Source organism: Limnohabitans sp. 2KL-3 (assembly GCF_001269405.1).
Lineage (GTDB): Bacteria > Pseudomonadota > Gammaproteobacteria > Burkholderiales > Burkholderiaceae_C > Limnohabitans_A.
The window spans coordinates 406,575-433,055 of the sequence record NZ_CXON01000002.1; the positions used below are offsets into that span (position 1 = coordinate 406,575).

A 26,481-nucleotide genomic window follows, 5' to 3' on the forward strand; every position below is an offset into this window, starting at 1 on the left:
CGCAGGTCGGTAGCTTCAGCTCCAACCTTCTTCGCTTCGGCCAAGGCCCCATGTCGTGGCTGAAGCCGCCGACCTGCAAAAAACTCTCCCCCCGCAGGTCGGTAGCTTCAGCGCCGACATTCTTCGCTTCGGCCAAGGCCCCATGTCGGGGCTGAAGCCGCCGACCTACAAATACTGTGTCCCCTGTAGCCACCACTTCGCAAGCGAAGGATCACGGGAAAACCCTGATACCCGATGTCCCCCAAGCGCACAGGGGTGATGGCGTGGCTCAGGAAGTCCCGCTAGACTGTTCAGCATGAAAATCATCGACTCCATCCTCACCGACGCGGCCAGCATTGCGGCCATTCGCAAAGACATCCACGCTCACCCCGAGTTGTGCTTTCAGGAGGTGCGCACCGCCGACGTGGTGGCGCAGCAGCTGACGGACTGGGGCATCCCGATCCACCGCGGCATGGGCACCACCGGGGTGGTGGGCATCGTGCACGGGCGTGACGGCGGCGCTTGCGGTCGCGGCATTGGCCTGCGCGCTGACATCGACGCCCTGCCCATGCAGGAGTTCAACACCTTTGCCCACGCCAGCAAACACCAAGGCAAGATGCACGCCTGCGGCCACGACGGCCACACCGCCATGCTGCTGGCAGCGGCCAAGCATTTTTCCAAGCACCGCGACTTTGACGGCACGGTGTACCTGATCTTCCAACCCGCCGAAGAAGGCGGCGGCGGTGCCCGCGAGATGATCAAGGACGGCTTGTTTGACAAGTTCCCCATGCAGGCCGTGTTTGGCATGCACAACTGGCCGGGTGCCCCGGTGGGCACTTTCGCCGTGAGCGCCGGCCCCGTGATGGCGTCGAGCAACGAGTTCAAGATCACCATCCGCGGCAAGGGCAGCCACGCTGCGCTGCCGCACAACGGTATCGACCCGGTGCCAATTGCCTGCCAAATGGTGCAGGGCTTTCAGACCATCATCACACGCAACAAAAAGCCGGTGGACGCGGGTGTGATCTCGGTCACCATGATCCACGCGGGCGAAGCCACCAACGTGGTGCCCGATTCGTGCGAGCTGCAGGGCACCGTGCGTACCTTCAGCATTGAAGTGCTCGACCTGATCGAAAAGCGCATGAAGCAGGTGGCCGAATCGATCTGCACCGCCTTTGACGCGCAATGCGAATTCGACTTCCACCGCAATTACCCACCCACCATCAACAGCCCTGCCGAAGCCGAGTTTGCCCGTCAGGTCATGAACGGCATCGTGGGGGCCGAGCATGTGGTCAACCAAGAGCCCACCATGGGCGCAGAAGACTTCTCGTACATGTTGCAGGCCAAACCCGGCGCCTATGTGTTCATCAGCAATGGCGATGGCGCACACCGCGAAATGGGCCACGGCGGCGGCCCCTGCACGCTGCACAACCCTAGCTACGACTTCAACGACGACCTGATCCCGCTGGGCGGCACCTATTGGGTGGAATTGGCCACACAGTGGCTGGCCAATCCGACACAAACCGCTTGAAAAGAAAACCTGCATGACAGATATCCAAACCGGCTTTTCCAAAAGCTACGCCGAAGCCCGCCAGAAGTTTTTGAACGCTGCAAAGTCTGCGGGCTTGAGCGTTGACGCCAACATCCACCCTTTGAAGGGCCGTGACGGCGAAGAGCTGGCCATGGACGTGGTGTTGGACGGTGCACCCGACGCCCAGCAGCTGCTGATCGTCAGCAGCGCATGCCATGGCGTGGAGGGCTATTGCGGCTCGGGTGTGCAAATCCATGCCCTGCAAAACACCGCCTGGCGCGACGCGTGCAAGGCCAGCGGCGTGGCCGTGCTTTACATCCACGCCCTCAACCCGCACGGGTTTTCGCATGTTCGCCGCGTGACCCACGAAAACGTGGACATCAACCGCAACTTTCAGGATTTCACGAAACCCCTGCCTGCCAACGACGCTTACCAGGAAATTCACCCGCTGCTGCTGCCCGAAGTCTGGCCTCCGGATGCCGCCAATGCGGCAGCCACTGCCCAGTACATTGCCGAGCGGGGCATGAAAGCCTTCCAGGCCGCTGTCTCGAAAGGCCAACACGACTTTCCTGACGGTCTGTTTTTTGGCGGCCAAGCCCCCACTTGGAGCAACCTCACGGTGCGCCAAGTGCTGCAAAAGTACGGCCAGCGCTGCCAAAAAATGGCCTGGATCGACCTGCACACGGGTCTTGGGCCCAGCGGTGTGGGCGAGCGCATTTTTGCCTGCGCCGACGACGCAGCGGCCTACACCCGCGCCAAAGCCTGGTGGGGCCAGGGCATCACCTCCATTTACGACGGCTCGTCGACCTCGGCTTTCCTCACAGGCCTGATGTGGATGTCGGCCTACCAAGAGTGCCCGCAAGCCGAATACACCGGCATTGCCATGGAATACGGCACACAAACGCAAGACCTGGTCATTGGCGCACTGCGTGGCGACCACTGGTTGCACCTGCACCCCGAAGCCCCCGATGCCCTGCGCCAGCAAATCAAGCAGGCGCTGATGGACGCGTTTTACGTCGACACCGACGAGTGGCGCACCCAAATCGTTGACCAAGCCATGGACGCCATGCAGCAGGCGATCACGGGTTTGAGCGAATGAGCAAACCCCGCGTTCTGGTGCTGGGTGGCAGCGGTTTTGTGGGTCGGCAGGTCTGCGAACAACTGGCGCGTCTGGGCAATGACATCACCGTACCCACGCGACGTGCCCTCCATGCCGCCTGCGTGCAAAGCTTACCGGGCCTGACGGTGATAGAAGCTTCGGTGCACAGCGAGGCCGATCTGGCCCGCCTCATGCCCGGCCATGATGCGGTGGTCAATTTGGTGGCTGTGCTCCATGGTGATGAAGCACGTTTTGAGCAGGTGCATGTTGACTTGCCGGCCAAGATCGCTCGCGCCATGAAAGACGCCCATGTGCAGCGATTGGTCCATGTCAGTGCGCTGGGTGCCCATGAGCATGGGCCCTCGATGTACCAACGAAGCAAGGCCAAGGGTGAAGCGGTGTTGCGTCATGCCAAGCTTGACCTGACGATCTTGCGACCCAGCGTGATCTTTGGTGCCGAAGACAAGTTCCTCAACCTGTTTGCCGACCTGCAAGCCTTGGTGCCCTTCATGCCTTTGGCAGGCAGCCAGACCCGTTTTCAACCCGTTTGGGTGGGTGATGTGGCTCGCGCCGTGGTGACTTGCCTGCAAAAGCCCGAAACCATTGGCCAAACCTATGAGTTGTGCGGCCCCGATGTGCTGACCTTGGGTGAACTGGTTCAGCGTGCAGGGCAGTGGGCTGGTGTGAACCACGGCCGAGGTCGCCCGATCTTGGCCTTGCCGCATTGGGTGGGCTGGTTGCAGGCTGCGGCCATGGAACTGGCTCCGGGCGAACCGCTGATGAGTCGGGACAACCTGGCTTCGATGAAGGTGGACAACGTGGCCACAGGTGAGCTGCCTGGCCTGACGGCGCTGGGCATCAGTGCCGCGTCGGCTGAGGGCGTGGCATCGGCTTATCTGGGCCATCGCGGTCCTCGCAGCCGCCTCAACCACTGGCGCGAACACGCGGGACGCTGAAGCCAGGTCAGCCAAGATCTCGGTCTTTGCTGACGCACTCAAGCCTGTCAGCACACCTGTCGCGCAACACCCGCCCCCGTGTGCCTGCAAGGCTGGCACTTGCAACAGGTCATGAGCCCAGCCTCCGCTAACATGTCGGGCTTGATTCACGGGAGAAAACAATGATCCAGCTCTACATTGCCAACAAAAACTATTCATCGTGGTCCATGCGCCCCTGGGTGCTGCTGCGCCAGGCGGGCATCGACTTTGAAGAGGTCTTTGTCCGCTTTGACAGCTTCGCGCCCGACTCGCAGTTTAAGGCCGCGCTCAAAGACGTCAACCCCGTGGGCAAGGTGCCCGTGTTGGTGCACGATGGCCTGGCTGTGTGGGACACCTTGGCCATTGCCGAATACGTGGCCGAGCAATTTCCTGAAAAACAGCTCTGGCCACAAGACCGCGCCGCCCGGGCACGGGCGCGCAGCATCTGCGCCGAAATGCACAGCGGCTTTGTGGGCTTGCGCAGCGCCTGCCCCATGAACATCGAGGCGCATCTGCCCGAGATCGGGGCTTTGGCGCTGCGCGACAAGCCCGCTGTGCGTGCCGATTTAAACCGTATTTGCGGCCTCTGGAGTGGCCTGTTGCAAGAACACGGCGGCCCCATGCTGTTTGGCCAATTTTCTGTGGCCGACGCCTACTTTGCCCCGGTGGTCATGCGCCTGAAAACCTACGCCCTGCCGGTGCCGGCCGATGTGGCCGCCTACATGGCGCGCGTGTGCGCCCTGCCCGGCGTCAAAGTCTGGATCGATGAGGCGCTGGCCGAGCAGGATTTCATCGACTTCGAAGAGCCTTTCCGGCTTTCTCGCTGAAGGCAGACACGGACATGCAGGTTTTTGTCGTTGGCGGTGCGGTGCGTGATGCCTTGATGGGTGAACGCGTGAACGACCGCGACTGGGTGGTGGTGGGCAGCACGCCCGAAGCCATGACCGCGCAGGGCTTTTTGCCCGTGGGCAAGGACTTTCCGGTTTTTTTGCACCCGCAAACCCGCGAGGAATACGCCCTCGCCCGCACCGAACGCAAAACCGCGCGGGGCTACAAAGGCTTTGCGGTGCAGGCCGCGCCCGACGTCACGCTCGAAGAAGACCTGGCCCGGCGCGACCTCACGGTCAATGCCGTGGCCGTGCCCGAGGCACTGGCGCACCAGCCGCCCAGCACTTGGGTGGGTCACCTCGTTGATCCTTACGGAGGTCAGCGCGACCTGCAGACCAAAGTGCTGCGCCATGTCACACACGCCTTTGCCGAAGACCCGGTGCGCATCCTGCGGCTGGCACGCTTTGCGGCGCGTTTTGCCGACTTTTCTGTGGCGGGCGACACCCTGGCTTTGATGCGTCAGATGGTCGAAGACGGCGAAGTCGATCACCTGGTGCCCGAGCGCGTCTGGCAGGAGCTGACCAAAGGCATGATGAGCGCCCAACCCTCGCGCATGTTCGAAGTGCTGCGATCCTGTGGCGCTCTGAAGGTGTTGCTGCCTGAGCTGGACCGCCTGTGGGGTGTTCCCCAGCGGGCCGAACACCACCCCGAGATCGACACGGGCGTGCACATGATGCTGGTGATGGACATGGCCGCCCGTCTGAACACGCCGCTGTCGGTGCGTGTGGCCTGCCTGATGCACGACCTGGGCAAAGGCACCACACCTGCCGACGTGCTGCCGCGCCACATTGGCCACGAAGGGCGCAGCGTCAAATTGCTGCAAAAGGTGTGTGAGCGCCTGCGCGTGCCGACCGAGGGCAAAGAACTGGCCGAAGTGGTGGCGCGTGAACACGGCAACATCCACCGCAGCGCCGAACTGGGGCCAGAAGCCTTGATGCGTTTGCTCGACCGTTGTGACGCCATTCGCCAAGCCGAGCGCTTTGCACGGGTGCTGCAAGCCTGCGAATGCGATGCGCGGGGACGGCTGGGGTTTGAAGAGGTGGCTTACCCACAGGCCGAGCGCTTGCTCAAAGCCCAGCAGGCCGCGCTGTCGGTCGAAACCGCACCCATCGCGCAGGCAGCGGCCGCACAAGGCCTCAAAGGTCCGCAAATCGGCGAGCAAATCTCCAAAGCCCGCGTCAAAGCGGTCGCAGCTTCTTTGTAGGAGCCCACCCCGTGGGCGATGGGCTTGAAGGGCGTGTCTCGGGCCAATCGCACACGAGGGGAGGCTCCTACACCAAGATGCGTTTTGATCCCCTCACAAATGCGAACGCGTCCAGTCGGCGATGTCTTGCGCCGTGCGGAAAGCGCCAGCCTGACGGGCGACTTCCTTGCCGCCAACAAACAATGCGAGTGTGGGGATGCTGCGGATGTTGAAACGGGCGGCAATGGCCTGCGCTTCTTCGGTGTTGAGTTTGGCCACCCGCACTTGGGGCTCCAAGAGGCCAGCGGCCTGCTCATAAGCCGGGGCCATCATCCGGCATGGTCCGCACCAAGGGGCCCAAAAATCGACCAGCACCGGCACATGGCTTCGGCCGATGTGCTTGTCAAAGTTGGCCGCGTCCAGTGCCAGCGGATGGCCGTTAAAAAGCGCTTGGTGGCACTGCCCGCAATCAGGTGCGTGCTGCAGATCAGCCTCACGCACGCGGTTGGTGGTGTGGCAATGCGGACAAACAATGTGCAAGGCTTTGGCTGAATCGGTCATGGAATCCCCTGTATTTCAAAAACACTTGGGGGCCATGCTGCACGATTCAAGGCCTCACCGCCCTGATTCAGGTCAAGGCGAAGCGCCGGACAAGCTCAGCGTGCAGGTGGACGGCGCGGTGCCATGGGGGCACGACCCGCCAAGTGACGGAAGCTGATGCGGCCTTTGCTCAGGTCATAAGGCGAAAGCTCGAGGGTCACACGGTCGCCCGCCAAAATGCGGATGTGGTTCTTGCGCATCTTGCCAGCCGAATAAGCAATCAGTTGGTGGCCGTTGTCCAAGGTCACGCGAAAACGGGTGTCGGGCAACACCTCGTTGACCACGCCCATCAGTTCAATCAGTTCTTCTTTAGCCATTTAAAACGTCTTTCTCAAAGCAGGATCGGTTTTGTCGTCTGGCGCTCTACCCACAACTTGCCTTCATCGAGGGCGTATTGGCTGGCAGCGGCAGGGGTTGCAAATTCGGGCACAAACCGCATCACGCGGTCGGTGCTGGCGCTGCCACGGCCACTGGCCACGGACACTTGCGCGCCAAATGCGCCATTGGGCAAAGCCCTGGAGCACGGCTGAATTCGGAATTTTCCCATGGAGATGGGTTGGTGTGAACAATATGAAAGAGTCATGTATTTTAACGAAGGGGGTCGAACCGCTTTTTTCGGCCCTCTTGGGGGCTGTGCAGCGGCACGGGTCTTGGCATGTCCTGCTGCCAAAAAAGCGCCCCCATACGCAGACCGCAAGGCCTGCCCAACAACAGCACCGTGCAGAGGTGCGTCAAAAAGGAAGCAAAAAATCGTCTGGGCCCAGCTCTTAAAAAGCATGGCGGGCGATGAGCACAGTGGAGGACAAGACTGGCATCCCTCTGCCGGGATGCGCTATCGGCTCGGTAAGAGCGAGATGGGCATAAGTCGCCAATGGCGTGTCGCACTGTAACACGTTCATGCTTGAGGTGCTTTTGCCAGATTGGCCGCTCAAACCCAGCGTGCGATGCCTGCAGCCACCATGCTCAGCAGCAAAGTGCTGGCAATAGGAAGAAAAAACTCTCGCCCGAATAGACGAAAGCGGAAATCGCCTGGCAAACGGCCAAATCCCAACTTTTGCAGCCAAGGCTGCAAACCGCTGAACACAATGAGCACCAGCAACACCACAATCAACCAACGCAACATACCGTTCCTTCGAAGACGTTTACAGGCGGTGCGAGCGGTCGCCACGGGCAAAGCCTTGGGCGGACACATCAGCGGAGGTGGAAAAACCGATCACTTTGAACAACTCGCCCATTTCGTGCTCATTGACCAGGCGCTGCGCCTGGCTGCGTTCGGCCAAACTGGCGTTTGCCATGCGCTCGGCCAAACCCAGGTTCAGCAAAAACCAGGCTTGGCTGGTGTAGCCCAACACATTCAGCCCGGCATTTTGCGCCGCCAAGGCCACCCCGGTGAAGTTGACATGGGCGGTGATGTCTTTTTGGCCCACCGCCACCAAGGGGTTGTCGTCGGCTTGGTGCAGCTGGTGGCACATGACGGTGCCCATGTGGCGCTGCGGGTGAAAGTATTCGGCCTCAGGAAAACCGTAATCCAAAAAGAACGCCGCCCCGCCGCGTCCGACCAGCAGCCGCTCGGCCAGGCTGGTGGTGAAGGCCTCGGCTTGGGGGTGGATTTCGGTCAGGTAATCGTGCTCGCCTTCGATCTCGAGGGGCGGACGCAAGTCGGTGATGCGATCTTGCCAAGCGAATTCTTCTCCAGCGCTGACCACCCCGCGCTCGTGCCAGACGCCTTGCGTGCGCTGCAGCAGCTGCACCGGCATGGCGTCCAGCACCTCATTGCCCACCACCACGCCCTCGATGGCACCGGGCCAGGCATCCAGCCAACGCACTTTGTTGGCATGTTTGAGCAAAGTGTCGGCCTGCCGAGTGCGCAAAGTGCCCGACAAATCGATGATGGTGTAGCGGCTGACGGCGTCACCCAAACTGTCCAACAACTGCAGGGCCAGAGCCCCGGTGCCTGCGCCAAACTCCCAGACTTCGTCCGTGCCTGTGGCGGCCAGCGCCTCGTTCACCTGCACCGCCAGGGTCTGGCCAAACAAGGGCGACATGCCCGGCGCGGTCACAAAATCGCTGCCCGAGGACGGCATGGCACCAAATTTCTGCAAGACATTGGTGTAATAACCCAGCCCTGGCTCGTACAGAGCCATGGCCATGAAACGGTCAAAACCCATCCAGCCACCCGCTTGCGCGATGACTTGGTGGATGCGCAGAGTCAGCTCAGGGGGAAGTGGGTAAGCGTCGGTCACGCTGCGATTATCCTTTGTCTGCCTTTCACAGACACGCTATCCCCCTGCCCACGCAGTCGGCAGGGCCATCGCCGATAATTGTCCCTTTTAACCTTCGCAGCGGCATCTTCTTGAAACACGTTCTGATCACTGGCGGCGCACTGCGTCTGGGCGCGACTTTGTGCCGGGCATTCGCGCAAGCGGGCTGGCAGGTGTGGTGCCACTACCAGCGCTCTGCTGATGCGGCCTTGGCGCTGCAAAACACACTGCAAACCGAATTTGAGACCCAAGGTGCCACCGTCCGCTTGGTGCAAGCCGACCTGTCACAAAGCGTTGAGGTCGAGCGCATGATGGCGCACATCATGCAGACCACCGGGCCGCTCGATTGTTTGGTGAACAATGCCTCACTCTTCGAGCCGGACGAGGGCAAGCAAATGGACCTGCCCGGCGCGCGCCAGCAACTCGAAGTGAATTTGATCGCACCCATGCTGCTGGCCTCGCTGATGGCCCAGCAGGCCGCGCCCAAGGCCACGCCCGGCCAGCGCAGCGTGGTCCACATCCTGGACCAAAAGGTGTTCAACCTGAACCCGGACTATTTTTCGTACACCGTCTCCAAACTGGCGCTGGAGCGTGCTGTGGCCTTACAGGCGCAAGCCTTGGCCCCCTTGCGCGTATGCGGGGTGGCCCCGGGCCTGATGTTTTTGAGCGGCCCACAAACCCAAGAGAACTTTGACCGCAACAGCCGCGTGAACCTGCTGCGCGAGCCGATCGATCCGGCGCAGGTGGCTGCCACTTGCGTTTTTCTGGCGCAAAACCCCTGCATCACGGGCACCACGGTGTGTGTGGACAACGGCCAACACCTGGTGCCTCTGGCGCGCGACGTGATGTTTTTGGGTGAACCGAAAGACCCTGCATGAGCGAGCTGATGACCGATTTGGCGCTGAATTGCCGCCGCCTGTTTTTGCGAAACCACACGGTGGACGTGCGCATTGGTGCGCACGACTTTGAAAAGCTCGGCCCCCAGCGCATCGTCTTCAATGTGGAACTGTTCGTGCCCTACAGCGCATCCACTCCCACACAAGACGACCTGGCCGAGGTGGTGGACTACGACTTCATCCGCGAGGTGATTGCGCGCCGGGTGGCCCAAGGTCACATCGTGTTGCAAGAGACTTTGTGCGATGACCTGATGCGCGAGCTGATCGCGCACCCGCAGGTGCAAGCGGTGCGCCTGTCCAGCTGTAAACCCGATGTGTACCCGGACTGCGAAGCGGTTGGGGTTGAAATCTTTCAAATCAAAAGCCCGACATGAAAACCCCTGCCGGACACCAAACCCTGGAGTTGACCGGTTTGCGCTTTGACGCCAACCTGGGCATCCTAGAACACGAAAAAACCGACCCGCAACCGATTCAGGTCGATGCCGAGCTGAACCTGGGCACGCAGCCGCTGCTGCCCAGCGACGACGACATTCACTCGGTGCTGGATTACCGCAAAGTGCGCAAGATCATCATCGACGAATGCACCGCCGAGCACATCAACCTGCTCGAAACCATGATCGGCAAACTCTCGAACCGCCTGATGCAGTTGCCCGGCGTGTTGGGCGTGCGCGTCAAGATTGCCAAACTTGAAATTTTTGAAGACTGCGAAGTGGCCATTCGCATGGAAACCGGACAGTGGTGAACCTCATGAACACAGATACAGAAGCAGACAACGCCTGGGTACAAGCACAAGCCGAATCAGAGGCTGCCAAAGCGATCAAGATCGAACGCGAAACCCACAAACTCGAAAAACGCCTGTGCCGCCAAATGGGCCAAGCCATCAGTGACTTCAACCTGATCGAAGCGGGCGACCGCATCATGGTCTGCATGTCGGGCGGCAAAGACAGCTACGGCATGCTGGACATCCTGCTCAAGATGAAGGCTCGCGCCCCGGTGGACTTCGAGCTGGTGGCGGTCAACCTGGACCAAAAGCAGCCGGGGTTTCCGGACCACATCCTGCCCGCTTACCTCAAAGAGCTGGGCGTGGAGTACCACATCGAGACGCAAGACACCTACTCGATCGTGAAAGACAAAATCCCTGAAGGCAAGACCATGTGCAGCCTGTGCTCGCGTCTGCGTCGGGGCATTTTGTACCGCGTAGCACGGGAGCTCAAGTGCAACAAGCTCGCGCTCGGCCACCACCGCGACGACATGCTGCAGACCTTCTTTTTGAACATGTTCTTTGGCGGCAAGCTCAAAGGCATGCCCCCAAAACTGGTCAGTGACAACGGCGAGTTCATGGTGATCCGCCCACTGGCCTATGTGGCCGAGACCGACCTGATCCGTTGGGCAGAGCACCGACAGTTCCCCATCATTCCGTGCACCCTGTGTGGCAGCCAGGAAAACCTGCAGCGCCTGCAAGTGGGCAACATGCTGCGCGAGTGGCAAAAGAAGCACCCTGGCCGGATTGAAAACATGTTTGCGGCGCTGCAAAATGTGGTGCCTTCGCACTTGATGGACGCCAAGCTGTACGGCTTCAAGGACCTGAAAATCACCGGCATTGCCGACGATGCAGGCGACAAGGCCTTTGACGAAGAAGAGTTCAAGGAAGCGTCCTTGCCCGGCATTCAGGTCATCTCGATGTGATCCTCAGGAGTCCACCCATGCTCAAAGATACCCCGCAGATCATTCGGCTCGTTCAAGTGTTTCTGGCCACACTGGCTTTGACGCTTTTAAGCGGCTGCGCATCCATGCGCTTGGTGGACAGCGATGTGGTCTCTGTGGCGGCGGTGCCGCCCGGCATGAGTTTGCAAGGGGCCAAATACCGCTTCGAGCGCCTGCCTTCGCAAGCCAACAACCCCGAAGCGGGTCTGGCCGAGCAACAGGCCCAAGCCGCCATGACAGCCGTGGGTTTGGTGCGTGACGATGCCGGTGCCAGCCTGAGTGTGATGGTGGGCTTCAATGGCACCCAGTACCCAGCCGACCCGTGGGGCCGCCCCATCACCGGGCCAGGCTGGATTCCCCAGGGCAGCATCAGCATCGGATCGGGGTTCGGATCGCACATCGGATTGGGCATGGGCATGCGCTTTCCGCCGCCCACGCATTACCGACGCGAGGTCAGCCTGATCATGCGCGACCTCAAATCGGGCCAGGTGGTGTACGAAACCCGCGCCAGCCACGCGGGCCCCTGGAGCGACAGCGTGCCGATTTTTGCCACCTTGTTTCAAGCTGCACTGGCCAATTTCCCCAACCCGCCTGCTGGCCCACGTCGGGTCAACATTGAGCTGCCGCGCTGAAGCCAACACGACATGGAACCGACCCGCATTCTGGCCATCCGCCACGGAGAAACCGCCTGGAACGTCGACACCCGACTGCAAGGCCATCTGGACATCCCTCTGAACGACGTGGGTCTGCGCCAGGCGCAACACTTGGCCCAGGCATTGGTGCAGCGTGACGCCATGGATGCGATTTACGCCAGTGACTTGTCTCGCGCCCACACCACAGCCTTGGCCATTGCGCAGGCCACGGGTCAAACCGTGACCACGCACCCCGGGCTGCGCGAACGACACTTTGGTGCCTTTCAAGGTCGGACTTTTGCCGAGATTGAAGTCGAGTTGCCCGATCACGCTTGGCACTGGCGCAAACGAACGCCCGACTGGGTACCGCCTGAGGGTGGCGAATCGTTGGAAATGTTGCGCGAGCGCATTGTGGGTACAGTCAGCGAACTGGCCGCACGGCACCCCGGTCAGCAAATCGTGATGGTGGCCCACGGGGGGGTGCTGGACATTCTGTACCGCGCGGCCACCCGATTGGATTTACAAGCCCCTCGCACTTGGCAACTGACCAACACCGCCGTCAACCGGCTGTTGTGGACACCGCAGGGCTTGTCCTTGGTGGGCTGGGGCGACACCTCGCACCTGGATGCGCTGGGCCAAGACGAAACGAGCGCCTGAGCGGCTACATCATTGCCCAAACGACTTGGGCGGCGTGACGCCCAAATGCTTGAAAGCCGCCAGCGTGGCGATGCGCCCACGCGGGGTGCGCTGCAAATAGCCTTGCTGAATCAAATACGGCTCGATCACATCCTCGATGGTGTCGCGCTCTTCGCCGATGCTGGCGGCGATGTTGTCCAGCCCGACCGGGCCTCCGTCAAAACGGTGGATCACCGCTTCCAGCAGTTTGCGGTCCATCAGGTCAAAGCCTTCGGGATCCACGTCCAGCATGACCAAGGCTTTTTGCGCGATGCCTTTGTGGATGGTGCCGTCGCCCTTGACATCGGCATAGTCGCGCACCCGGCGCAGCAGGCGGTTGGCAATGCGCGGCGTGCCGCGTGAGCGTCGGGCGATCTCGAAAGAGCCTTCAGCGTCGATCGGTGCCTTGAGCAGGCCGCTGCTGCGGGTCACGATGCGGGTCAGCTCTTCGGGCGTGTAGAACTCCAGGCGGGACACGATGCCAAAGCGGTCGCGCAGCGGGTTCGTCAGCATGCCCGCCCTCGTGGTCGCGCCCACCAGCGTGAAAGGCTGCAAATCGAGCTTGATGGACCGCGCCGCAGGACCCTCGCCGATCATGATGTCGATCTGGTAGTCCTCGAGCGCGGGGTACAAAATCTCTTCGACCACCGGCGAGAGGCGGTGGATCTCGTCGATGAAGAGCACATCGTTGCGCTCCAGATTGGTGAGCAGCGCCGCCAAATCCTTGGGTTTTTCCAGCACCGGGCCGCTGGTCTGACGCAGGTTCACACCCAACTCGGCGGCAATGATGTGGCTGAGCGTGGTCTTGCCCAGACCGGGCGGGCCAAACAGCAGCACATGGTCCAGCGGCTCTTCGCGCATCTTGGCCGCGCTGATGAAAATCTCCAGCTGCTCACGCACCTTCACCTGCCCAACGTATTCGTCGAGCAGCTTGGGGCGCAGGGCACGTTCAATGGCCTCTTCGTGGTGCGACACGGGGGCCGCAGAAATGACCCGGGGTTCGGGCTGGGGGGCAAAGTCGTCGGTGCGGATGCTCATGGGGTGACCAACTCGATGATGTCGTTGAGCTCAAGACGAGCGGTTTGAAAAATGGCGTCGCTGACCCGCTTCCAGGGGTGCGGTGTCGCGCCGCGCTGGCGCCAATCAAAGCTCTTGGGCTGGTTGCAAATGATGTAACTGGGTTGTTTGGCCGTTTTGCTGTTGTCAATCGCAAACGGGTTGGTCGCGTTGTAGGCTGCCGTGGACATGGGAAAGCCAATCACGATGGAGGTCCTGTCGTTGAAGGCTTTGGGCGACAGCACCAACATCGGGTGCATGTCGCGCATTTCGCGGCCCAACTGAAGGTTGAAGTTGATCCAGATGATGTCTTGCCGGTCGGGCACCCAAACGGCCCGGCTCACTTGACGCCCTCGGTGCCAGCACCGAACTCCACGCCTTGAGGTGCATCGGGCATCACTTCGCCACCATGTATTTGAGGGTCAAAGGCGGCGAGCTTGTCTTGCAGGCTTGGGCGCTGGGGCACGGCGCGCAACTCCAAACAGCCCTTGGCCACCACCGTGGCCTGCAAAGGCGTGCCAGGGGTGATGCCCAGCGACTGCATCAATTCCCGACTGAGCCGAATGCCATGGCTGTTGCCCCAGGCGGAAATGGTCAATGCGGTGGTTTTCATGTCTTCAGTATATCCAGTGGATATCCAAATACAAGGCGACCCCAATGCTTATTTGTTCAAGGCCTTGAGCGCCAGCTTGATGCCCTCGCTCACCCCCACGTCCACGGGCAGGCTCTTGAGGGCCGCAGCGGCTTCTTTGTCGCTGTAGCCCAGCGCCAGCAAGGCTTGCTGGATGTCGTTTTGCGCGTCGGGGGTGTGCACGGCAAACAAGCCGCCCAAGTCGCCACCCAATTTGCCTTTGAGTTCAAGCAGCAAACGTTCGGCGGTTTTCTTGCCGATGCCGGGCACTTTGACCAAACGCCCGACTTCTTGCGTGGTGATGGCTTGCGACAGATCGGTCACGCTCATGCCCGACAACACGCTCAGGGCCGTGCGGGGGCCGACACCGGAAATTTTGATCAGCTGGCGGAAGGCTTCCCGCTCGCTCAGGGTGCCAAAGCCATACAGGATTTGCGCGTCCTCGCGGACCACAAAGTGCGTGACCAAGGTGACTTTTTCGCCCGTGGCCGGCAAGTTGTAGAAGGTGCTCATGGGCACATTCACCTCATAGCCCACGCCATGGCAGTCCACCACCACCTCGGGTGGGTTTTTGTCGCTCAGGATGCCGGTGAGTTTGCCAATCATGGGGGGTGACGCCTTAAATGCCTGTGATGGGGGAAAATGCGCTTTCGCCCGGACCATCCGGGCCACAAACCGCGCACAGCAAGGATTATCAACTTGATCGTCAGACACACCTTCACCCCGCACAACAACACCCGCCTGTCGCACCTGTGCGGCCCCATGGACGCGCACTTGCGCACCATCGAGGCGGGCTTGCAGGTGAGCATTGCCCACCGACACGAGCAGTTCAAGGTGGACGGCCCCAAAGCAGTGGCCATGCGGGCCATGGAGATATTGCAGGCGATCTACGAACGCGCAGACCGCCCGATTGCGCCCGACATGGTGCAGCTCATGCTGGTGGGTGACAGCGGGGGCGAAGAGGCCGACCTGCCCGCCTTGCAAACCCGCCGCGCCGACCTGAAGGCCCGCACCCCGGTGCAGGCGGCCTATCTGGAGAGTATCGCCAGCCACGACATCACCTTCGGCATCGGCCCGGCGGGCACCGGCAAGACCTATCTGGCCGTGGCTTGCGCGGTGGACGCGCTGGAGCGCAGCAGCGTGCAACGCATTGTGCTCACGCGCCCGGCCGTCGAAGCGGGCGAACGGCTGGGCTTCTTGCCCGGCGACCTGTCACAAAAAGTGGACCCGTATTTGCGCCCACTGTACGACGCGCTGTACGACCTGATGGGCTACGACAAGGTCCAAAAGGCCTTTGAGCGCAACGCCATCGAGATCGCGCCGCTGGCCTTCATGCGCGGGCGCACGCTGAACAACGCCTTTGTGATCCTGGACGAGGCACAAAACACCAGCACCGAACAGATGAAGATGTTTTTGACCCGCATCGGCTTTGGCGCCAAAGCCGTGGTCACGGGCGATGTGAGCCAGATCGACTTGCCCAAAGGCCAACTGAGCGGGCTGATCGATGCCGAACGGGTCTTGAAGCGCGTCAAGGGCATTGCTTTCACGCGCTTTTCAAGTGCCGACGTCGTGCGTCACCCATTGGTGGCCCGCATCGTGGATGCCTACGACGCGCAAGGAAGCGCTGCCATGCGAGCGGGCGTCACCACACGCCGCAAGCCCTTGCCCACCGACGATTGAACTCCGAATTCCAACATCCCCATGGCCCTCCAAAAACTCCAGCTTTCCCTGCAATTTGGCGACATTCCTGATGCAGCCCGCCACCGCGCCGCCCTGCCCCGCCATGCAGTGGCCCGTGCCATTCGCCACGCCCTGACCGATGACGCTGAAATCACGGTGCGCATCGTGGGCGAAGATGAAGGCCGCGAACTGAACAAGAGCTATCGCAAAAAAGACTACGCCACCAATGTGCTGACCTTTGATTACGAACAGGAACCGGTGGTGATGGCCGATTTGGTGCTGTGCGCCCCGGTGGTGGCGCGTGAGGCCAAAGAACAAGGCAAGACGCTGGCAGCGCATTACGCACATTTGCTGGTGCACGGCACTTTGCACGCGCAAGGCTGGGACCATGAGACCAGCGCCGCCGACGCCGAAGAGATGGAGGCCTATGAGGTGGCCATTTTGGCGGGGTTGGGGTTGAAGAACCCTTACCTTTGAGTTCGTTTTTTCTGGTTGTTGCGGTGAGGTCTCGAACGGTTTGCGCTGGGTAGGCTCGCCTCGATGGGTTTGAGCAAGAGAGGCCTCGAATGGGGTGGGGCCGGGTTCCTCATGCCGGGGTACCGAAAATCGTCACCCGGCCCCACCCCATTCGAGGCCGAGGTGCGGTTTTAAAACCCGCTGTTCTCTGAGTCATGCCAAACCTGAGGCAATGGTTTGAACCAAAAACCGCCCTTTAACAGCCCATCTCTCGCCTATTGATCCGGCCCTGTGACCTTTGAAGTGCAAGGCTTGCCTTGGGGACAGTGATCAGCGATGGTGGCATTGTGGGAGCCCCGCCCTCGGGGCGATGGGTGGTGGTCCGCGAGGCTCGATCGCGGCGAGGGCGCCGCTCCCACAAAAAAAGCGTTCATGCAAACTTCACAGGGCCGGATCAATGACTGACCACTCAGGTGTGTGAGGGGATGCGGCGGGTGACGATTTTCGGTACCCCGGTATGAGGAACCCGCCGCATCCCCTCACACACCGTCCCAGCGAAAGGCACACACCGTCCAAGCAACAGGCGAAAGGCAAAACGTCAGAGCAACCGAACCTTCACGCTCTTGCCCTTGATCTTGCCGTGCGACAACTGAGCTTCCACCTTCTTGGCCAAATCCGCCTGCACCGCCACATAAGTCGAAAACTCGTTCACATTGATCTTGCCCACCTGCTCGCGGGTCAAACCACACTCGCCCGCCAGCGCGCCCATCACGTCGCCTGCGCGAATCTTTTCTTTGCGCCCACCCACGATTTGCAGCGTGCGCATGGGCGGCTTCAACAAACCACCCGCAGCGGGCACCACATCGGCCAAAGGGGCCCAAGTCGACTCGCGGCCCTGCATGACCTCGATCTTGCCGATCGCACCCATCTCGTCCATGCTGGCCAGCGTCAGCGCCAAGCCCTCGGCATCGCCCCGGCCCGTGCGGCCAATGCGGTGGATGTGGATTTCCGGGTCGGGCGTCACGTCCACGTTGATCACGGCTTCAAGCCCTTCCACGTCCAACCCGCGTGAGGCCACATCGGTGGCCACCAACACCGAACAACTGCGGTTGGCAAACTGCACCAGCACCTGATCACGTTCGCGTTGCTCCAGCTCGCCAAACAGCGCCAGCGCGCTGTAGCCCTGGGCTTGAAGCACCGCCACCAGATCGCGGCACTGCTGCTTGGTGTTGCAAAAGGCCAGCGTGCGCTCGGGGCGGAAATGCGCCAGAAGTTTCGACACAGCGTCCAGGCGTTGGCTTTCGCTCACTTCGTAAAACACCTGGCGAATCTTGTGCGCACTGTGCTGCGCCTCCACTTTCACGGTCTGCGGTGAGCGCATGAACTGCGCCGCCAGCTTGGCGATGCCCTCGGGGTAGGTGGCCGAAAACAACAGGGTCTGACGGTCTTTGGCGCACTGGCGCATCACTTTGGCGATGTCGTCAAAAAAGCCCATGTCCAGCATGCGGTCGGCTTCGTCCAGCACCATCGTGTTCACACCCGCCAAACTCAGCGAGCCGCGCTCCAGGTGGTCCAGGATGCGTCCGGGCGTGCCCACCACCACATCGGCACCGTGCTCCAGGCTCACGGTCTGACCACGCAAGGCCACGCCTCCGCACAGGGTGACGACTTTCACGTTCTGCCGAGCGCGGGCTAGGCGGCGGATTTCTTGCGTGACCTGGTCGGCCAACTCGCGGGTGGGGCACAAAATCACAGCCTGGATGGTCGCGCTGGGCGAGCCCGCCGTTTGCAGGCACTCGATCAGGGGCAGGCCAAAAGCAGCGGTTTTGCCACTGCCCGTGCTGGCTTGGGCGATCAGGTCTTGGCCTGCGAGCGTCAAAGGCAAGCTGGCCGCCTGGATGGGCGTCATCTGGGTGTAGCCCAGTTGTTCGAGGTTTTGAAGGGTGGCAGGGGCCAGCGCAAGCTGGTCAAAGCGAACGTTTGTCGCGTTTTGGATTTTGGCAGTCATGCACCGATTATCGGTGGCGGTGATGCTGGTTGCTCGGCGACATGCTTGTCCACAGCCTGGTCGGTGGCTTCAGCCACACTGCGGATCTGTACCGAAGCGGTCATTGTCGGAGCTGAAGCTCCGACCTACACGACGGGTCGCAGGTTGACACACCGACCTGGATAAACTCAAGCGCTCATGCGCATCGGAATGGTGATCGGCCCGTCATTGACCAGCGACACCTTCATGTCGGCCGCAAACTGACCCGTCTGCACCACCGGGTGCGCGGCTCGGGCCTGCGCCACAAAATGCGCATACAGGCGCCGACCGTCCTCGGGCGCCGCCGCCTGCGTGAAGCTCGGGCGGTTGCCCCCCGCCACATCGGCGGCCAGGGTGAACTGGCTGACCACCAGCAAACCTCCACCCACGTCCTGCACGCTCCGGTTCATCTTGCCCGCCTCGTCGCTGAAGATGCGCAGCTTGAGCATTTTGGCCAGCATCTTGTCGGCCACCGCCTCGGTGTCGCCTTTTTCGGCGCACAGCAGCACCAGCAAGCCCGCGTCAATCTGGCCAATCACCGCCCCCTCCACACGCACACTGGCTTCACTCACCCTTTGCAACACCGCGATCATTTCAAGTCCCTCGCATCGTCAAAGTGCGCTTCCACATCGCTGGGCAAAAGCTGGATGGTGGCCCGCAAGCCGGGCACTTCGCTCATCAGTGCCTGCTCCACGCTGGCGCGCAAAGCAGCGGCTCGTCCCAGCGTCCAGCTGGCGGGCATGTGCATGTGCACGTCCACAAAACGGCGCTGCCCAGCCTTGCGGGTGTTCAGGTGGTCAAAACGGATGATCTCGGTCTCGCCGCGCTGGTGTGCAAAGCCGTCGAGTACGCGCCGTACATCGGCCAGCACTTCAGGCTCCAGCGCTTCGTCCATGAGGCCCTGCGAAGACCGCCAAACCAGGCTCCAGCCTTCTTTCAGAATGTTCAGGGCCACGCCGATGGCAACCACGGCATCCAGCCACAGCCAGCCTGTGGCGCTGACCAGGGCAATGCCTACCACCACCCCGGCCGAAGTCCAGACGTCGGTCACCAAGTGCCGAGCATCGGCTTCAAGCGCCAGCGAGCGGTGCTGCCGGGCTGCGCGAAACATGAGCCAGGCCAGAAAACCGTTCAGGGCCGAGCTGCCCACCGACAAGGCCAGGCCCCAGCCCACCTGCTCAATCGGCTGGGGATCGAACAAGCGATGAGCCGCCACCCAAATGATGCCCAAGGCGGCCACCAAGATCAGAATGCCTTCAAAACCCGAAGAGAAATACTCGGCCTTGTGGTGACCGTAGGGATGGTCGTCGTCGGCAGGGCGCGCCGCAATCGTCACCATCATCAAGCCGAACACCGCACTGGCCAAATTGACCAGCGACTCCATCGCGTCCGACAGCAAACCGACCGAGTCGGTCAACCACCAAGCCCCGGTTTTCATGGCAATGGTGACCAGCGCCACCACCACCGAAGCCCACAGCATGCGGGTCGGCGTCATCCACGCGTCAAATCTTTTCATGGGCTGAGCATACCCCCGCTGGATGAGCTGTCCGTGCGCCAGCCCCCAGTCAAGACAGCGTGACCTTGGCAAACTTGCGCTTGCCCACTTGCACCACGTAAGTGCCCGCTTCGAGTTTCAGACCCTTGTCGCTGACCACGCTGGAGTCCACACGCACACCGCCGCCGTCGACCAAGCGTCCGGCTTCGGTGGTCGACGGGGCCAGGCCCGCTGACTTGAGCAAAGCCCCAATGCCCATGGGCGCGCCTGACAGACTGAGCTCGGGGATGTCGTCGGGCACGCCCCCCTTGCTGCGGTTGATGAAATCCTGCTCGGCCGCATCGGCCGCAACTGCGCTGTGGAATCGGGCGGTGATTTCCTTGGCCAGCATGACCTTGGCATCCTTGGGGTTGCGCCCGTCTTCGACTTCTTTTTTCAGCGCCTCGATCTCGGCCATCGACTTGAACGACAGCAGGGTGTACCAGCGCCACATCAAGGTGTCTGAAATGCTCAGCACCTTGGCGAACATGGTGTTGGGCTCTTCGCTGATGCCGATGTAGTTGTTCTTGGACTTGGACATCTTGTCCACACCGTCCAGGCCTTCGAGCAGCGGCATGGTCAAGATGCACTGCGGCTCCTGGCCATACTCGGCCTGCAGGTGGCGGCCCATCAGCAGGTTGAACTTCTGGTCTGTACCGCCCAACTCCAGGTCACTTTTGAGCGCGACCGAGTCGTAACCCTGCATCAGCGGGTACAGGAACTCGTGCACCGAAATCGGGGTGCCGGCCTTGAAGCGGTCGTGGAAATCGTTGCGCTCCATCATGCGCGCCACGGTGTACTTGGCCGCCAGCTGAATCATGCCCATGGAGCCCAAGGGCAGACTCCACTCACTGTTGTAGCGAATTTCTGTTTTGGACGGGTCCAGCACCAAACTGGCTTGTTTGTAGTACGTCTCGGCATTGAGCTTGATTTGCTCGGGCGTGAGCGGCGGGCGGGTGCTGTTGCGGCCCGATGGGTCACCAATCAAGCTGGTGAAGTCACCAATTAAAAAGATGACCTGATGCCCCAAATCCTGAAGTTGCCGCATCTTGTTGAGCACCACGGTGTGACCGATGTGGATGTCCGGTGCCGTGGGATCCAAACCCAACTTGATGCGCAAGGGAACGCCGGTAGCTTCCGATTTGGCGAGCTTTTGCGACCAGTCCTCTTTGGGAATCAACTCTTCGCAGCCCCTCAAAGTGACTCCTAAAGCATTCACCACCGAATCAGTTAACGGGAATTTTGTAACAAGCGCTTGATTCATAAGGGTTTTTTCTGGCGTCAAAAAGCGGTGGCCCACTACAATGGGCCATCGTCAAAGTCGCTTATTTTAGAGGCGGCCATTGTCCGCCCTTTTACCAGCCCATCTTTGTTATTCACGGTGGCTGCCAACATCGCAAAATTGATGTCCTTTTTAATTGCTCTTCAGTCTCGGCTGACCTCATTGCTCGTTGCTTTTTTGTTTGTTTGCACTGCTTTTTTGGGTGCTGTGCTTTTGGCTGTGCAACGCTTGCTCGATTGGGTCGATGGTCAACACCCGTTTTTGACAGGTGCTTTTGATGCCTTAAGACGTGGGATCACCCGATACCCCAAAACACTGATGGCCAGCTTGGCTTCCTTGCTTATTGCTGGTGGCGGAGGTGCATTTGCAGTCGCCAACTTGGGGCCAGACATTTCAGATCTGCCAGTGGTCAACATCACCACGCCTGTTGACATTGCCCACATTCAGGCACAAGCCGCATCGCTTGATCTGGTAGATCTCCAACTGACCCGCACCGACACCACACGCTCCGCCGACACCCCTGAAAACTTGCTTCGCCGTCTGGGTTTGGTGGACCCTGAAACAGCTGCTTTTTTGCGTAAAAACCCGCTGGCGAAACTTGCACTACAACAAGCCGGTCGTTCTGTTTCAGCGGAGGTCAACAGCGATCAACAATTGCGCAGCTTGCGCGTTCGCTGGCTGAAGAACGAAAACGACACGTTTTTTCAACGTTTGGTCATCAAGCGCACCCCTCAAGGTCTCGAGGCCGCTTTAGAAGCGTCTCCCATGAACACCAGTCTGCGCATGACCGGTGGCACTGTGGCTCGCTCCTTGTACGACGCTGCCGATGAAGCGCGACTGCCCGATCCAGTGATCAACCAATTGACACAAATTTTCTCGAACCAAATCGACTTTCACCGAACATTGCGCAAAGGCGCACGTTTTTCAGTCGTTTATGAAGTTCTGGAAGCCGATGGTGAGCCATTGCGAACAGGGCGCGTGCTCAGTGCAGAGTTCACCAACGACAACCAGCAATTTGAAGCGGTCTGGTTTCAGGAGCCCGGTCAAAAAGGAAGTTACTACGACATGGAGGGCAAAAGCCTGAGCCGCGCGTATTTGGCTGCACCTTTGGCTTTTTCCAGAAAAACCAGCGGCTTTAGCATGCGTCTGCACCCCATTTTTCAGACCATGCGTGCACACCAAGGTGTGGATTACGCAGCGCCCACAGGCACACCTGCCCAATCCGTTGGTGATGGCGTTGTGGCATTTGCCGGCGTTCAGGGCGGGTACGGCAATATGGTGATTGTGAATCACGGTGGCAACCATTCGACCGTTTACGCTCACCTCAGCCGCATACAGGTCAAAAAAGGCCAAACGGTACAAAAGGGTCAAGTGGTGGGTGCCGTGGGCTCGACAGGCTGGTCCACGGGTCCACATCTGCACTTTGAATTCCGAGTTAACGGTGTTCACGTTGACCCTCAAAAGATCATTCAAATGGCACAAAGCACGCCCATCGGCCCAGCTGAAAAACCCCGCTTTAACACCTTGGTCGCCCAGGCGCGAATGCAGCTACAGGCTGCCGCTCAAATGCGCGAAAGCAATATCCAGTAAAAGGGCCGCAAGGCCCTTTTTTGATGCACCACCACGAACGCCCGTTCTTGCACAATCTCAGCTCTTATTTTCCAAATGATCCCAGCCATTTTCATGGGCATGATGTCCGGTACATCTTTGGACGGTGTGGATGGTGTAGCAGCCCAGATTGAGCCATCGGGTCAACTGCGTGTGCTGGCCCATTCTTTTGTGCCATTTGCGCCTGCTTTCCGAGACCTCTTGATGCAACTCAATGAAAGCGGTCCTGATGAGCTTCACCGAGCTGCGCTCGCAGGCAATGGTATTTCGCGCCATTACGCTCAAGTGGCCCATGATTTGCTCGCCCAGACACAACTCACACCCAGTGACGTCACAGCTTTGGGTGCACACGGACAAACTGTGCGCCACAGACCTCTCGAGTTCGATGGTGATCCGGCAATGCAACAAGCCGCGGTGGGCTACACCATTCAGCTGATCAACCCTTCTTTGCTCGCCGAACTCACGGGCATGGACGTGGTCTGCGATTTTCGCAACCGGGATCTTTCAGCGGGTGGTCAAGGAGCCCCCTTGGTTCCAGCTTTTCACCACGGTGTTTTTGGACAAAGTGACACCACTGTCGCTGTGCTCAACATCGGCGGCATTGCCAACTTGAGTGTGCTTCATCCTGATGGGTCTGTTCTCGGCTGGGACTGTGGACCGGGAAATGCACTCATGGATTACTGGTGTTCCATCCACACAGGCGCATCCTTTGACCACAAGGGTGCTTGGTCGGCCACGGGAATTGTTAACCCTGATTTGTTGGCCACCTTGATGGCTGAACCCTTTTTGCAACGCTTGCCCCCGAAAAGCACAGGTCGAGACCTGTTCAACCCGGCTTGGTTGAAAACACGCTTGCCCATCGACGGCTACAGGGCTCAGGACATTCAAGCCACCTTGACCGAATTCACGGCCATGGCCTGTGCCCATGACATTCAGCATCAGGCTCCTTTGGCCCGAGAGCTGATTGTGTGTGGCGGCGGGGCTTTGAACGAGCAACTCATGCGCCGTTTGGCCCATCATCTGCCGGGTCTTCAGGTGACCAACAGCCAAGTTCGGGGCTTACCCCCTTTGCAAGTGGAAGCTGCCGCTTTTGCTTGGCTCGCGTTCAAAACGGTACGGCGCGAAACTTCCAGCTTACCAAGTGTTACGGGCGCCCGAGGCGCCCGTGTCTTGGGGGCCATTTACCCCCGTTGATGCAGGGCCAGCCCAGCTGGCCCAGTCTGAAAATCAGGTTGAGAAAGAAGAACCGCAGCCGCAAGTCGATGTGGCGTTAGGGTTCTTGATCACGAACTGAGCACCCTGCAGGTCTTCTTTGTAATCGATCTCGGCACCAATCAGGTACTGGTAGCTCATGGCGTCGATCAGCAGAGACACGCCATTTTTGCTCATGGTCGTGTCGTCTTCGTTGGTGATTTCATCGAAGGTGAAGCCATACTGGAAGCCTGAGCAGCCGCCACCTTGGACAAACACGCGCAGCTTCAAATCAGGATTGCCCTCTTCGGCGATCAGGTCGGCCACCTTGGCGGCCGCGCTGTCGGTGAAGACAATCGGTTCGGGCATTTCGGTCTGGATATTTTCAGCAAGAGCGCTCATGGGGTTTCTCCGGTTCAATGCCAAATAGTATAGCGCGCTGGTCGGGAATTACCGCTCTGCCAATCCAGTAACGCTACTGGGCTCATGGGCTTTTCCAATCTCAAGCGGCCAAACAAAAAGCCGCTGCGGCGAACCGGAGCGGCTTTTTGGCCAAACAGGCAAAGCGGATTAACGCTTCGAGAACTGCTTGCGGCGACGAGCGGAGTGCAAGCCGACCTTTTTACGTTCGACTTCACGGGCATCGCGAGTGACAAAACCAGCTTGGCTCAGCATAGGCTTGAGCGAAGCGTCGTAGTCAATCAGGGCGCGGGTGATGCCGTGGCGCGATGCGCCGGCTTGACCGGATTCGCCACCGCCGTGCACGTTGATCATGATGTCGAAAGTTTCGGCATGGTTGGTCAACATGAGGGGTTGCTTGGCGATCATGATCGAAGTCTCGCGGCCGAAGTAGGCTTGGATGTCCTTGCCGTTGACCGTGATCTTGCCAGTGCCTTTTTTCAGAAACACGCGGGCGACGCTGGATTTGCGACGGCCTGTGCCATTGTTCCATTCACCAATCATCTCAAGGCTCCTTAGATGTCCAGCACTTTAGGCTGTTGGGCGGTGTGTGGATGCTCTGCGCCGCCATACACCTTGAGTTTCTTGATCATGGCGTAGCCGAGTGGGCCCTTGGGCAGCATGCCCTTGACAGCCTTCTCGAGTGCGCGGCCAGGGTGCTTGGCTTGCATGTCGCGGAAGTTGGTTGCAGTGATACCGCCGGGATAGCCCGAGTGACGGTAATACACTTTGTCGATGGTCTTGGTGCCCGTCACTTTGAGCTGGGCAGCATTGATGATGACGATGAAGTCACCGGTGTCGACGTGAGGTGTGTAAATGGCCTTGTGTTTGCCGCGCAAACGGAGAGCAACTTCGCTGGCTACTCGTCCGAGGACCTTGTCGGTCGCGTCAATCACAAACCACTCGTGCACGACCTCAGCGGGTTTGGCGCTGAAAGTAGTTGTCATGAGTTTTCTCTTTGAAGAAAGGTTTGTCGGGCCCTTTTCCACGGTCGGTGTTCCTCTGTTGGGAACCTCTTAGGTGGGAGATTGCTTGGACCTTTTCAGGTCTGGGCGTCTTCGCCGCGGGGCCACAAAATCGCTGCGAAGCCTTCTATTATACGAAAAATCAAGGACTTGCGGGCGTTATTGGTTACCATCGACGCATGTTCAGTTACCGACACGCTTTCCACGCGGGCAACCATGCCGATGTGCTCAAACACATCACCTTGCTCGCCACCATGCGCCACCTCATGCAAAAAGAGGCCGGCATCACCCTCATTGACACCCACGCCGGGGCCGGTTTGTACCGCCTGGACGGTGATTATTCGCAAAAAGGGGCAGAAGCCGAGGACGGCCTCTTCAAACTGCTGGCCGCCGCAGAAAAGCTCGACGCCCTGCCCGAGCCCATACAGGACTATCTGGAACAGATCGCCAGCTTCAACCCCAACGGGCAAGCCAAAATTTACCCCGGCTCGCCCTTTTTGATGCAACGGCTGATGCGCCACGCATCGCGCGACCGCTTGCGCCTGTTCGAATTGCACCCCACCGACAGCAAAGCCCTGATGTCCAACATCGCCCAGCTCGAAGCCGGACGCACGGTCACGGTGAGCCGCGAAGACGGCTTTGAGGCCCTCAAAAAGCTGCTGCCCCCACCGCCATCGGCCACAGGCTCCAAGCGCGCGATGGTGCTGATCGACCCGAGCTACGAGATCAAGTCGGATTACAGCAAGGTCGCCAGTGTCATTCAGGAATACCTCAAGCGCTTTTCCACAGGCACTTACCTGGTCTGGTACCCGATCATTCCGCGCCCAGAGGCGCACGACCTGCCCAAACGCCTGCGCACTTTGGCAAATCAATCGCAAAAGCCCTGGCTCAATGCCACGTTAGCGATTGGTCGGGGGCCAGGCGATGAGGGCGGCCTGGTGGCCAGTGGCATGTTCGTCATCAACCCGCCCTTCACCCTCAAAGACCAGATCCGCAAGGCTTTGGATGTGGTCGGCCCTGCCTTGGCGCGTGGGTCTGGCAAAAATTGGGCGGTGGAGTCGTCTTGAGCGTTCAGCGTGACGTGTGCTGAGTTCAGTGCTCAACGCAAAAATAAGTGCAAACCCTGATGATGAAGGATTCAAATTAACCGACCGAACGGTCGGTTAATTGGTAT

Annotated in this window: 32 protein-coding genes; 16 read left to right on the top strand and 16 right to left on the bottom strand. The window is 60.0% G+C overall.

Annotated features, from left to right (window positions below):
- Positions 1 to 295: 295 nt before the first annotated feature.
- From AMM41_RS04280 to AMM41_RS04300, 5 genes are all read left to right on the top strand, one after another.
- On the top strand, positions 296 to 1,507 hold the full coding sequence (locus tag AMM41_RS04280) for a M20 aminoacylase family protein (RefSeq protein WP_089953320.1): 1,212 nt from the start codon (positions 296 to 298) through the stop codon (positions 1,505 to 1,507).
- A 13-nt stretch (positions 1,508 to 1,520) separates the two neighbouring features.
- Complete coding sequence (locus AMM41_RS04285) at positions 1,521 to 2,606, top strand: M14 family metallopeptidase (protein WP_089953322.1); 1,086 nt, start codon at positions 1,521 to 1,523, stop codon at positions 2,604 to 2,606.
- A complete protein-coding gene (locus tag AMM41_RS04290; protein ID WP_089953324.1) occupies positions 2,603 to 3,562 on the top strand; it encodes a complex I NDUFA9 subunit family protein in 960 nt (319 codons plus the stop codon). Before AMM41_RS04285 ends, AMM41_RS04290 begins: the two co-directional genes overlap by 4 nt.
- 161 nt (positions 3,563 to 3,723) lie before the next feature.
- Entirely contained in the window at positions 3,724 to 4,407 is a 684-nt protein-coding gene (locus tag AMM41_RS04295; RefSeq protein WP_089953326.1) for a glutathione S-transferase family protein, read from the top strand.
- A gap of 14 nt (positions 4,408 to 4,421) precedes the next feature.
- The gene (locus AMM41_RS04300; protein WP_089953328.1) at positions 4,422 to 5,672 is read left to right on the top strand and encodes a multifunctional CCA addition/repair protein; all 1,251 of its coding nucleotides are present in this window, start codon (positions 4,422 to 4,424) and stop codon (positions 5,670 to 5,672) included.
- A gap of 93 nt (positions 5,673 to 5,765) precedes the next feature.
- On the opposite strand, the gene trxC is transcribed toward AMM41_RS04300, so the two are convergent.
- The 5 genes from trxC to AMM41_RS04325 all read right to left on the bottom strand — a co-directional run bounded on the left by trxC (position 5,766) and on the right by AMM41_RS04325 (position 8,419).
- The gene (trxC, locus tag AMM41_RS04305) at positions 5,766 to 6,212 is read right to left on the bottom strand and encodes a thioredoxin TrxC (RefSeq protein ID WP_089953331.1); all 447 of its coding nucleotides are present in this window, start codon (positions 6,210 to 6,212) and stop codon (positions 5,766 to 5,768) included.
- 95 nt (positions 6,213 to 6,307) lie between these two features.
- A complete protein-coding gene (gene infA, locus AMM41_RS04310) occupies positions 6,308 to 6,568 on the bottom strand; it encodes a translation initiation factor IF-1 (RefSeq protein ID WP_019426546.1) in 261 nt (86 codons plus the stop codon).
- Positions 6,569 to 6,582: 14 nt separating this feature from the next.
- Positions 6,583 to 6,798 carry a hypothetical protein gene (locus AMM41_RS04315; protein WP_228769086.1) on the bottom strand — a complete coding sequence of 72 codons (216 nt, stop codon included), beginning with the start codon at positions 6,796 to 6,798 and terminating at the stop codon, positions 6,583 to 6,585.
- 381 nt (positions 6,799 to 7,179) lie between these two features.
- Entirely contained in the window at positions 7,180 to 7,374 is a 195-nt protein-coding gene (locus AMM41_RS04320) for a DUF2905 domain-containing protein (RefSeq protein ID WP_089953335.1), read from the bottom strand.
- A gap of 19 nt (positions 7,375 to 7,393) precedes the next feature.
- Positions 7,394 to 8,419 carry a class I SAM-dependent methyltransferase gene (locus tag AMM41_RS04325; protein ID WP_089953709.1) on the bottom strand — a complete coding sequence of 342 codons (1,026 nt, stop codon included), beginning with the start codon at positions 8,417 to 8,419 and terminating at the stop codon, positions 7,394 to 7,396.
- 185 nt (positions 8,420 to 8,604) lie between these two features.
- Here AMM41_RS04325 and AMM41_RS04330 point away from each other — a divergent pair, with 185 nt between their 5' ends.
- From AMM41_RS04330 to AMM41_RS04355, 6 genes are read left to right on the top strand one after another with little or no spacing between them, the layout of a single operon-like run.
- A complete protein-coding gene (locus AMM41_RS04330) occupies positions 8,605 to 9,390 on the top strand; it encodes an SDR family oxidoreductase (protein ID WP_089953338.1) in 786 nt (261 codons plus the stop codon).
- The gene (locus tag AMM41_RS04335; protein ID WP_089953340.1) at positions 9,387 to 9,782 is read left to right on the top strand and encodes a dihydroneopterin aldolase; all 396 of its coding nucleotides are present in this window, start codon (positions 9,387 to 9,389) and stop codon (positions 9,780 to 9,782) included. Before AMM41_RS04330 ends, AMM41_RS04335 begins: the two co-directional genes overlap by 4 nt.
- Positions 9,779 to 10,150, top strand: a complete 372-nt coding sequence (locus AMM41_RS04340) for a dihydroneopterin aldolase (RefSeq protein WP_089953342.1) — start codon at positions 9,779 to 9,781, stop codon at positions 10,148 to 10,150. Before AMM41_RS04335 ends, AMM41_RS04340 begins: the two co-directional genes overlap by 4 nt.
- Before the next feature lie 5 nt (positions 10,151 to 10,155).
- The gene (gene ttcA / locus AMM41_RS04345) at positions 10,156 to 11,094 is read left to right on the top strand and encodes a tRNA 2-thiocytidine(32) synthetase TtcA (RefSeq protein WP_089953344.1); all 939 of its coding nucleotides are present in this window, start codon (positions 10,156 to 10,158) and stop codon (positions 11,092 to 11,094) included.
- A gap of 17 nt (positions 11,095 to 11,111) precedes the next feature.
- Positions 11,112 to 11,744 (top strand): DUF4136 domain-containing protein, encoded by a 633-nt coding sequence (locus AMM41_RS04350; protein ID WP_089953347.1) that lies wholly within the window; start codon positions 11,112 to 11,114, stop codon positions 11,742 to 11,744.
- Between the two features lie 12 nt (positions 11,745 to 11,756).
- Positions 11,757 to 12,401: a histidine phosphatase family protein gene (locus AMM41_RS04355; protein WP_089953350.1), complete on the top strand. Its 645-nt coding sequence runs from the start codon at positions 11,757 to 11,759 to the stop codon at positions 12,399 to 12,401.
- A gap of 9 nt (positions 12,402 to 12,410) precedes the next feature.
- Here AMM41_RS04355 and ruvB read toward each other — a convergent pair whose 3' ends face one another.
- Genes ruvB through ruvA form a run of 4 tightly spaced genes read right to left on the bottom strand, consistent with a single transcriptional unit; the run spans position 12,411 to position 14,712 of the window.
- Complete coding sequence (gene ruvB, locus AMM41_RS04360; protein ID WP_089953353.1) at positions 12,411 to 13,457, bottom strand: Holliday junction branch migration DNA helicase RuvB; 1,047 nt, start codon at positions 13,455 to 13,457, stop codon at positions 12,411 to 12,413.
- A complete protein-coding gene (locus tag AMM41_RS04365; protein WP_089953356.1) occupies positions 13,454 to 13,819 on the bottom strand; it encodes a type II toxin-antitoxin system PemK/MazF family toxin in 366 nt (121 codons plus the stop codon). Before AMM41_RS04365 ends, ruvB begins: the two co-directional genes overlap by 4 nt.
- Positions 13,816 to 14,088, bottom strand: coding sequence for an AbrB/MazE/SpoVT family DNA-binding domain-containing protein (locus AMM41_RS04370; RefSeq protein ID WP_089953359.1), 273 nt, complete (start codon positions 14,086 to 14,088; stop codon positions 13,816 to 13,818). The genes AMM41_RS04365 and AMM41_RS04370 overlap by 4 nt, the downstream gene beginning before the upstream one ends.
- A gap of 48 nt (positions 14,089 to 14,136) precedes the next feature.
- Positions 14,137 to 14,712 (bottom strand): Holliday junction branch migration protein RuvA, encoded by a 576-nt coding sequence (gene ruvA, locus AMM41_RS04375; protein WP_089953363.1) that lies wholly within the window; start codon positions 14,710 to 14,712, stop codon positions 14,137 to 14,139.
- 93 nt (positions 14,713 to 14,805) lie between these two features.
- Between ruvA and AMM41_RS04380 the strand changes: the two genes are divergently transcribed.
- Positions 14,806 to 15,786 carry a PhoH family protein gene (locus AMM41_RS04380; RefSeq protein ID WP_089953712.1) on the top strand — a complete coding sequence of 327 codons (981 nt, stop codon included), beginning with the start codon at positions 14,806 to 14,808 and terminating at the stop codon, positions 15,784 to 15,786.
- Positions 15,787 to 15,807: 21 nt separating this feature from the next.
- Positions 15,808 to 16,263 (top strand): rRNA maturation RNase YbeY, encoded by a 456-nt coding sequence (ybeY, locus tag AMM41_RS04385; protein ID WP_089953366.1) that lies wholly within the window; start codon positions 15,808 to 15,810, stop codon positions 16,261 to 16,263.
- A 577-nt stretch (positions 16,264 to 16,840) separates the two neighbouring features.
- Here the strand turns inward: ybeY and dbpA are convergent.
- The 4 genes from dbpA to tyrS form a co-directional block, all read right to left on the bottom strand.
- Positions 16,841 to 18,250, bottom strand: coding sequence for an ATP-dependent RNA helicase DbpA (gene dbpA / locus AMM41_RS04390; protein WP_089953369.1), 1,410 nt, complete (start codon positions 18,248 to 18,250; stop codon positions 16,841 to 16,843).
- A gap of 167 nt (positions 18,251 to 18,417) precedes the next feature.
- The gene (dtd, locus tag AMM41_RS04395) at positions 18,418 to 18,861 is read right to left on the bottom strand and encodes a D-aminoacyl-tRNA deacylase (protein WP_089953372.1); all 444 of its coding nucleotides are present in this window, start codon (positions 18,859 to 18,861) and stop codon (positions 18,418 to 18,420) included.
- Positions 18,858 to 19,784: a cation diffusion facilitator family transporter gene (locus AMM41_RS04400; protein WP_089953375.1), complete on the bottom strand. Its 927-nt coding sequence runs from the start codon at positions 19,782 to 19,784 to the stop codon at positions 18,858 to 18,860. The genes dtd and AMM41_RS04400 overlap by 4 nt, the downstream gene beginning before the upstream one ends.
- 49 nt (positions 19,785 to 19,833) lie before the next feature.
- Positions 19,834 to 21,066, bottom strand: coding sequence for a tyrosine--tRNA ligase (gene tyrS, locus AMM41_RS04405; protein WP_089953378.1), 1,233 nt, complete (start codon positions 21,064 to 21,066; stop codon positions 19,834 to 19,836).
- Between the two features lie 225 nt (positions 21,067 to 21,291).
- Here tyrS and AMM41_RS04410 point away from each other — a divergent pair, with 225 nt between their 5' ends.
- A complete protein-coding gene (locus AMM41_RS04410; RefSeq protein ID WP_368664960.1) occupies positions 21,292 to 22,674 on the top strand; it encodes a peptidoglycan DD-metalloendopeptidase family protein in 1,383 nt (460 codons plus the stop codon).
- A 75-nt stretch (positions 22,675 to 22,749) separates the two neighbouring features.
- Positions 22,750 to 23,886, top strand: coding sequence for an anhydro-N-acetylmuramic acid kinase (locus tag AMM41_RS04415; protein WP_089953380.1), 1,137 nt, complete (start codon positions 22,750 to 22,752; stop codon positions 23,884 to 23,886).
- A gap of 33 nt (positions 23,887 to 23,919) precedes the next feature.
- Here the strand turns inward: AMM41_RS04415 and erpA are convergent, their stop codons facing one another.
- The 3 genes from erpA to rplM form a co-directional block, all read right to left on the bottom strand.
- Positions 23,920 to 24,285 carry an iron-sulfur cluster insertion protein ErpA gene (erpA, locus tag AMM41_RS04420; RefSeq protein ID WP_062402414.1) on the bottom strand — a complete coding sequence of 122 codons (366 nt, stop codon included), beginning with the start codon at positions 24,283 to 24,285 and terminating at the stop codon, positions 23,920 to 23,922.
- A 168-nt stretch (positions 24,286 to 24,453) separates the two neighbouring features.
- On the bottom strand, positions 24,454 to 24,846 hold the full coding sequence (rpsI, locus tag AMM41_RS04425; RefSeq protein ID WP_053172304.1) for a 30S ribosomal protein S9: 393 nt from the start codon (positions 24,844 to 24,846) through the stop codon (positions 24,454 to 24,456).
- A gap of 11 nt (positions 24,847 to 24,857) precedes the next feature.
- Positions 24,858 to 25,289, bottom strand: a complete 432-nt coding sequence (rplM, locus tag AMM41_RS04430; RefSeq protein WP_089953382.1) for a 50S ribosomal protein L13 — start codon at positions 25,287 to 25,289, stop codon at positions 24,858 to 24,860.
- Between the two features lie 197 nt (positions 25,290 to 25,486).
- Between rplM and AMM41_RS04435 the strand changes: the two genes are divergently transcribed.
- Entirely contained in the window at positions 25,487 to 26,374 is an 888-nt protein-coding gene (locus AMM41_RS04435; RefSeq protein ID WP_089953385.1) for a 23S rRNA (adenine(2030)-N(6))-methyltransferase RlmJ, read from the top strand.
- Positions 26,375 to 26,481 lie beyond the last annotated feature (107 nt).

Coding starts and splice junctions, on each gene's coding strand:
- AMM41_RS04280 (WP_089953320.1), top strand. CDS start 296: ATGAAAATCATCGACTCCATCCTCACCGACGCGGCCAGCATTGCGGCC.
- AMM41_RS04285 (WP_089953322.1), top strand. CDS start 1,521: ATGACAGATATCCAAACCGGCTTTTCCAAAAGCTACGCCGAAGCCCGC.
- AMM41_RS04290 (WP_089953324.1), top strand. CDS start 2,603: ATGAGCAAACCCCGCGTTCTGGTGCTGGGTGGCAGCGGTTTTGTGGGT.
- AMM41_RS04295 (WP_089953326.1), top strand. CDS start 3,724: ATGATCCAGCTCTACATTGCCAACAAAAACTATTCATCGTGGTCCATG.
- AMM41_RS04300 (WP_089953328.1), top strand. CDS start 4,422: ATGCAGGTTTTTGTCGTTGGCGGTGCGGTGCGTGATGCCTTGATGGGT.
- trxC (WP_089953331.1), bottom strand. CDS start 6,212: ATGACCGATTCAGCCAAAGCCTTGCACATTGTTTGTCCGCATTGCCAC.
- infA (WP_019426546.1), bottom strand. CDS start 6,568: ATGGCTAAAGAAGAACTGATTGAACTGATGGGCGTGGTCAACGAGGTG.
- AMM41_RS04315 (WP_228769086.1), bottom strand. CDS start 6,798: ATGGGAAAATTCCGAATTCAGCCGTGCTCCAGGGCTTTGCCCAATGGC.
- AMM41_RS04320 (WP_089953335.1), bottom strand. CDS start 7,374: ATGTTGCGTTGGTTGATTGTGGTGTTGCTGGTGCTCATTGTGTTCAGC.
- AMM41_RS04325 (WP_089953709.1), bottom strand. CDS start 8,419: ATGGGTTTTGACCGTTTCATGGCCATGGCTCTGTACGAGCCAGGGCTG.
- AMM41_RS04335 (WP_089953340.1), top strand. CDS start 9,387: ATGAGCGAGCTGATGACCGATTTGGCGCTGAATTGCCGCCGCCTGTTT.
- AMM41_RS04340 (WP_089953342.1), top strand. CDS start 9,779: ATGAAAACCCCTGCCGGACACCAAACCCTGGAGTTGACCGGTTTGCGC.
- ttcA (WP_089953344.1), top strand. CDS start 10,156: ATGAACACAGATACAGAAGCAGACAACGCCTGGGTACAAGCACAAGCC.
- AMM41_RS04350 (WP_089953347.1), top strand. CDS start 11,112: ATGCTCAAAGATACCCCGCAGATCATTCGGCTCGTTCAAGTGTTTCTG.
- AMM41_RS04355 (WP_089953350.1), top strand. CDS start 11,757: ATGGAACCGACCCGCATTCTGGCCATCCGCCACGGAGAAACCGCCTGG.
- ruvB (WP_089953353.1), bottom strand. CDS start 13,457: ATGAGCATCCGCACCGACGACTTTGCCCCCCAGCCCGAACCCCGGGTC.
- AMM41_RS04370 (WP_089953359.1), bottom strand. CDS start 14,088: ATGAAAACCACCGCATTGACCATTTCCGCCTGGGGCAACAGCCATGGC.
- ruvA (WP_089953363.1), bottom strand. CDS start 14,712: ATGATTGGCAAACTCACCGGCATCCTGAGCGACAAAAACCCACCCGAG.
- ybeY (WP_089953366.1), top strand. CDS start 15,808: ATGGCCCTCCAAAAACTCCAGCTTTCCCTGCAATTTGGCGACATTCCT.
- dbpA (WP_089953369.1), bottom strand. CDS start 18,250: ATGACTGCCAAAATCCAAAACGCGACAAACGTTCGCTTTGACCAGCTT.
- dtd (WP_089953372.1), bottom strand. CDS start 18,861: ATGATCGCGGTGTTGCAAAGGGTGAGTGAAGCCAGTGTGCGTGTGGAG.
- AMM41_RS04400 (WP_089953375.1), bottom strand. CDS start 19,784: ATGAAAAGATTTGACGCGTGGATGACGCCGACCCGCATGCTGTGGGCT.
- tyrS (WP_089953378.1), bottom strand. CDS start 21,066: ATGAATCAAGCGCTTGTTACAAAATTCCCGTTAACTGATTCGGTGGTG.
- AMM41_RS04415 (WP_089953380.1), top strand. CDS start 22,750: ATGATCCCAGCCATTTTCATGGGCATGATGTCCGGTACATCTTTGGAC.
- erpA (WP_062402414.1), bottom strand. CDS start 24,285: ATGAGCGCTCTTGCTGAAAATATCCAGACCGAAATGCCCGAACCGATT.
- rpsI (WP_053172304.1), bottom strand. CDS start 24,846: ATGATTGGTGAATGGAACAATGGCACAGGCCGTCGCAAATCCAGCGTC.
- rplM (WP_089953382.1), bottom strand. CDS start 25,289: ATGACAACTACTTTCAGCGCCAAACCCGCTGAGGTCGTGCACGAGTGG.
- AMM41_RS04435 (WP_089953385.1), top strand. CDS start 25,487: ATGTTCAGTTACCGACACGCTTTCCACGCGGGCAACCATGCCGATGTG.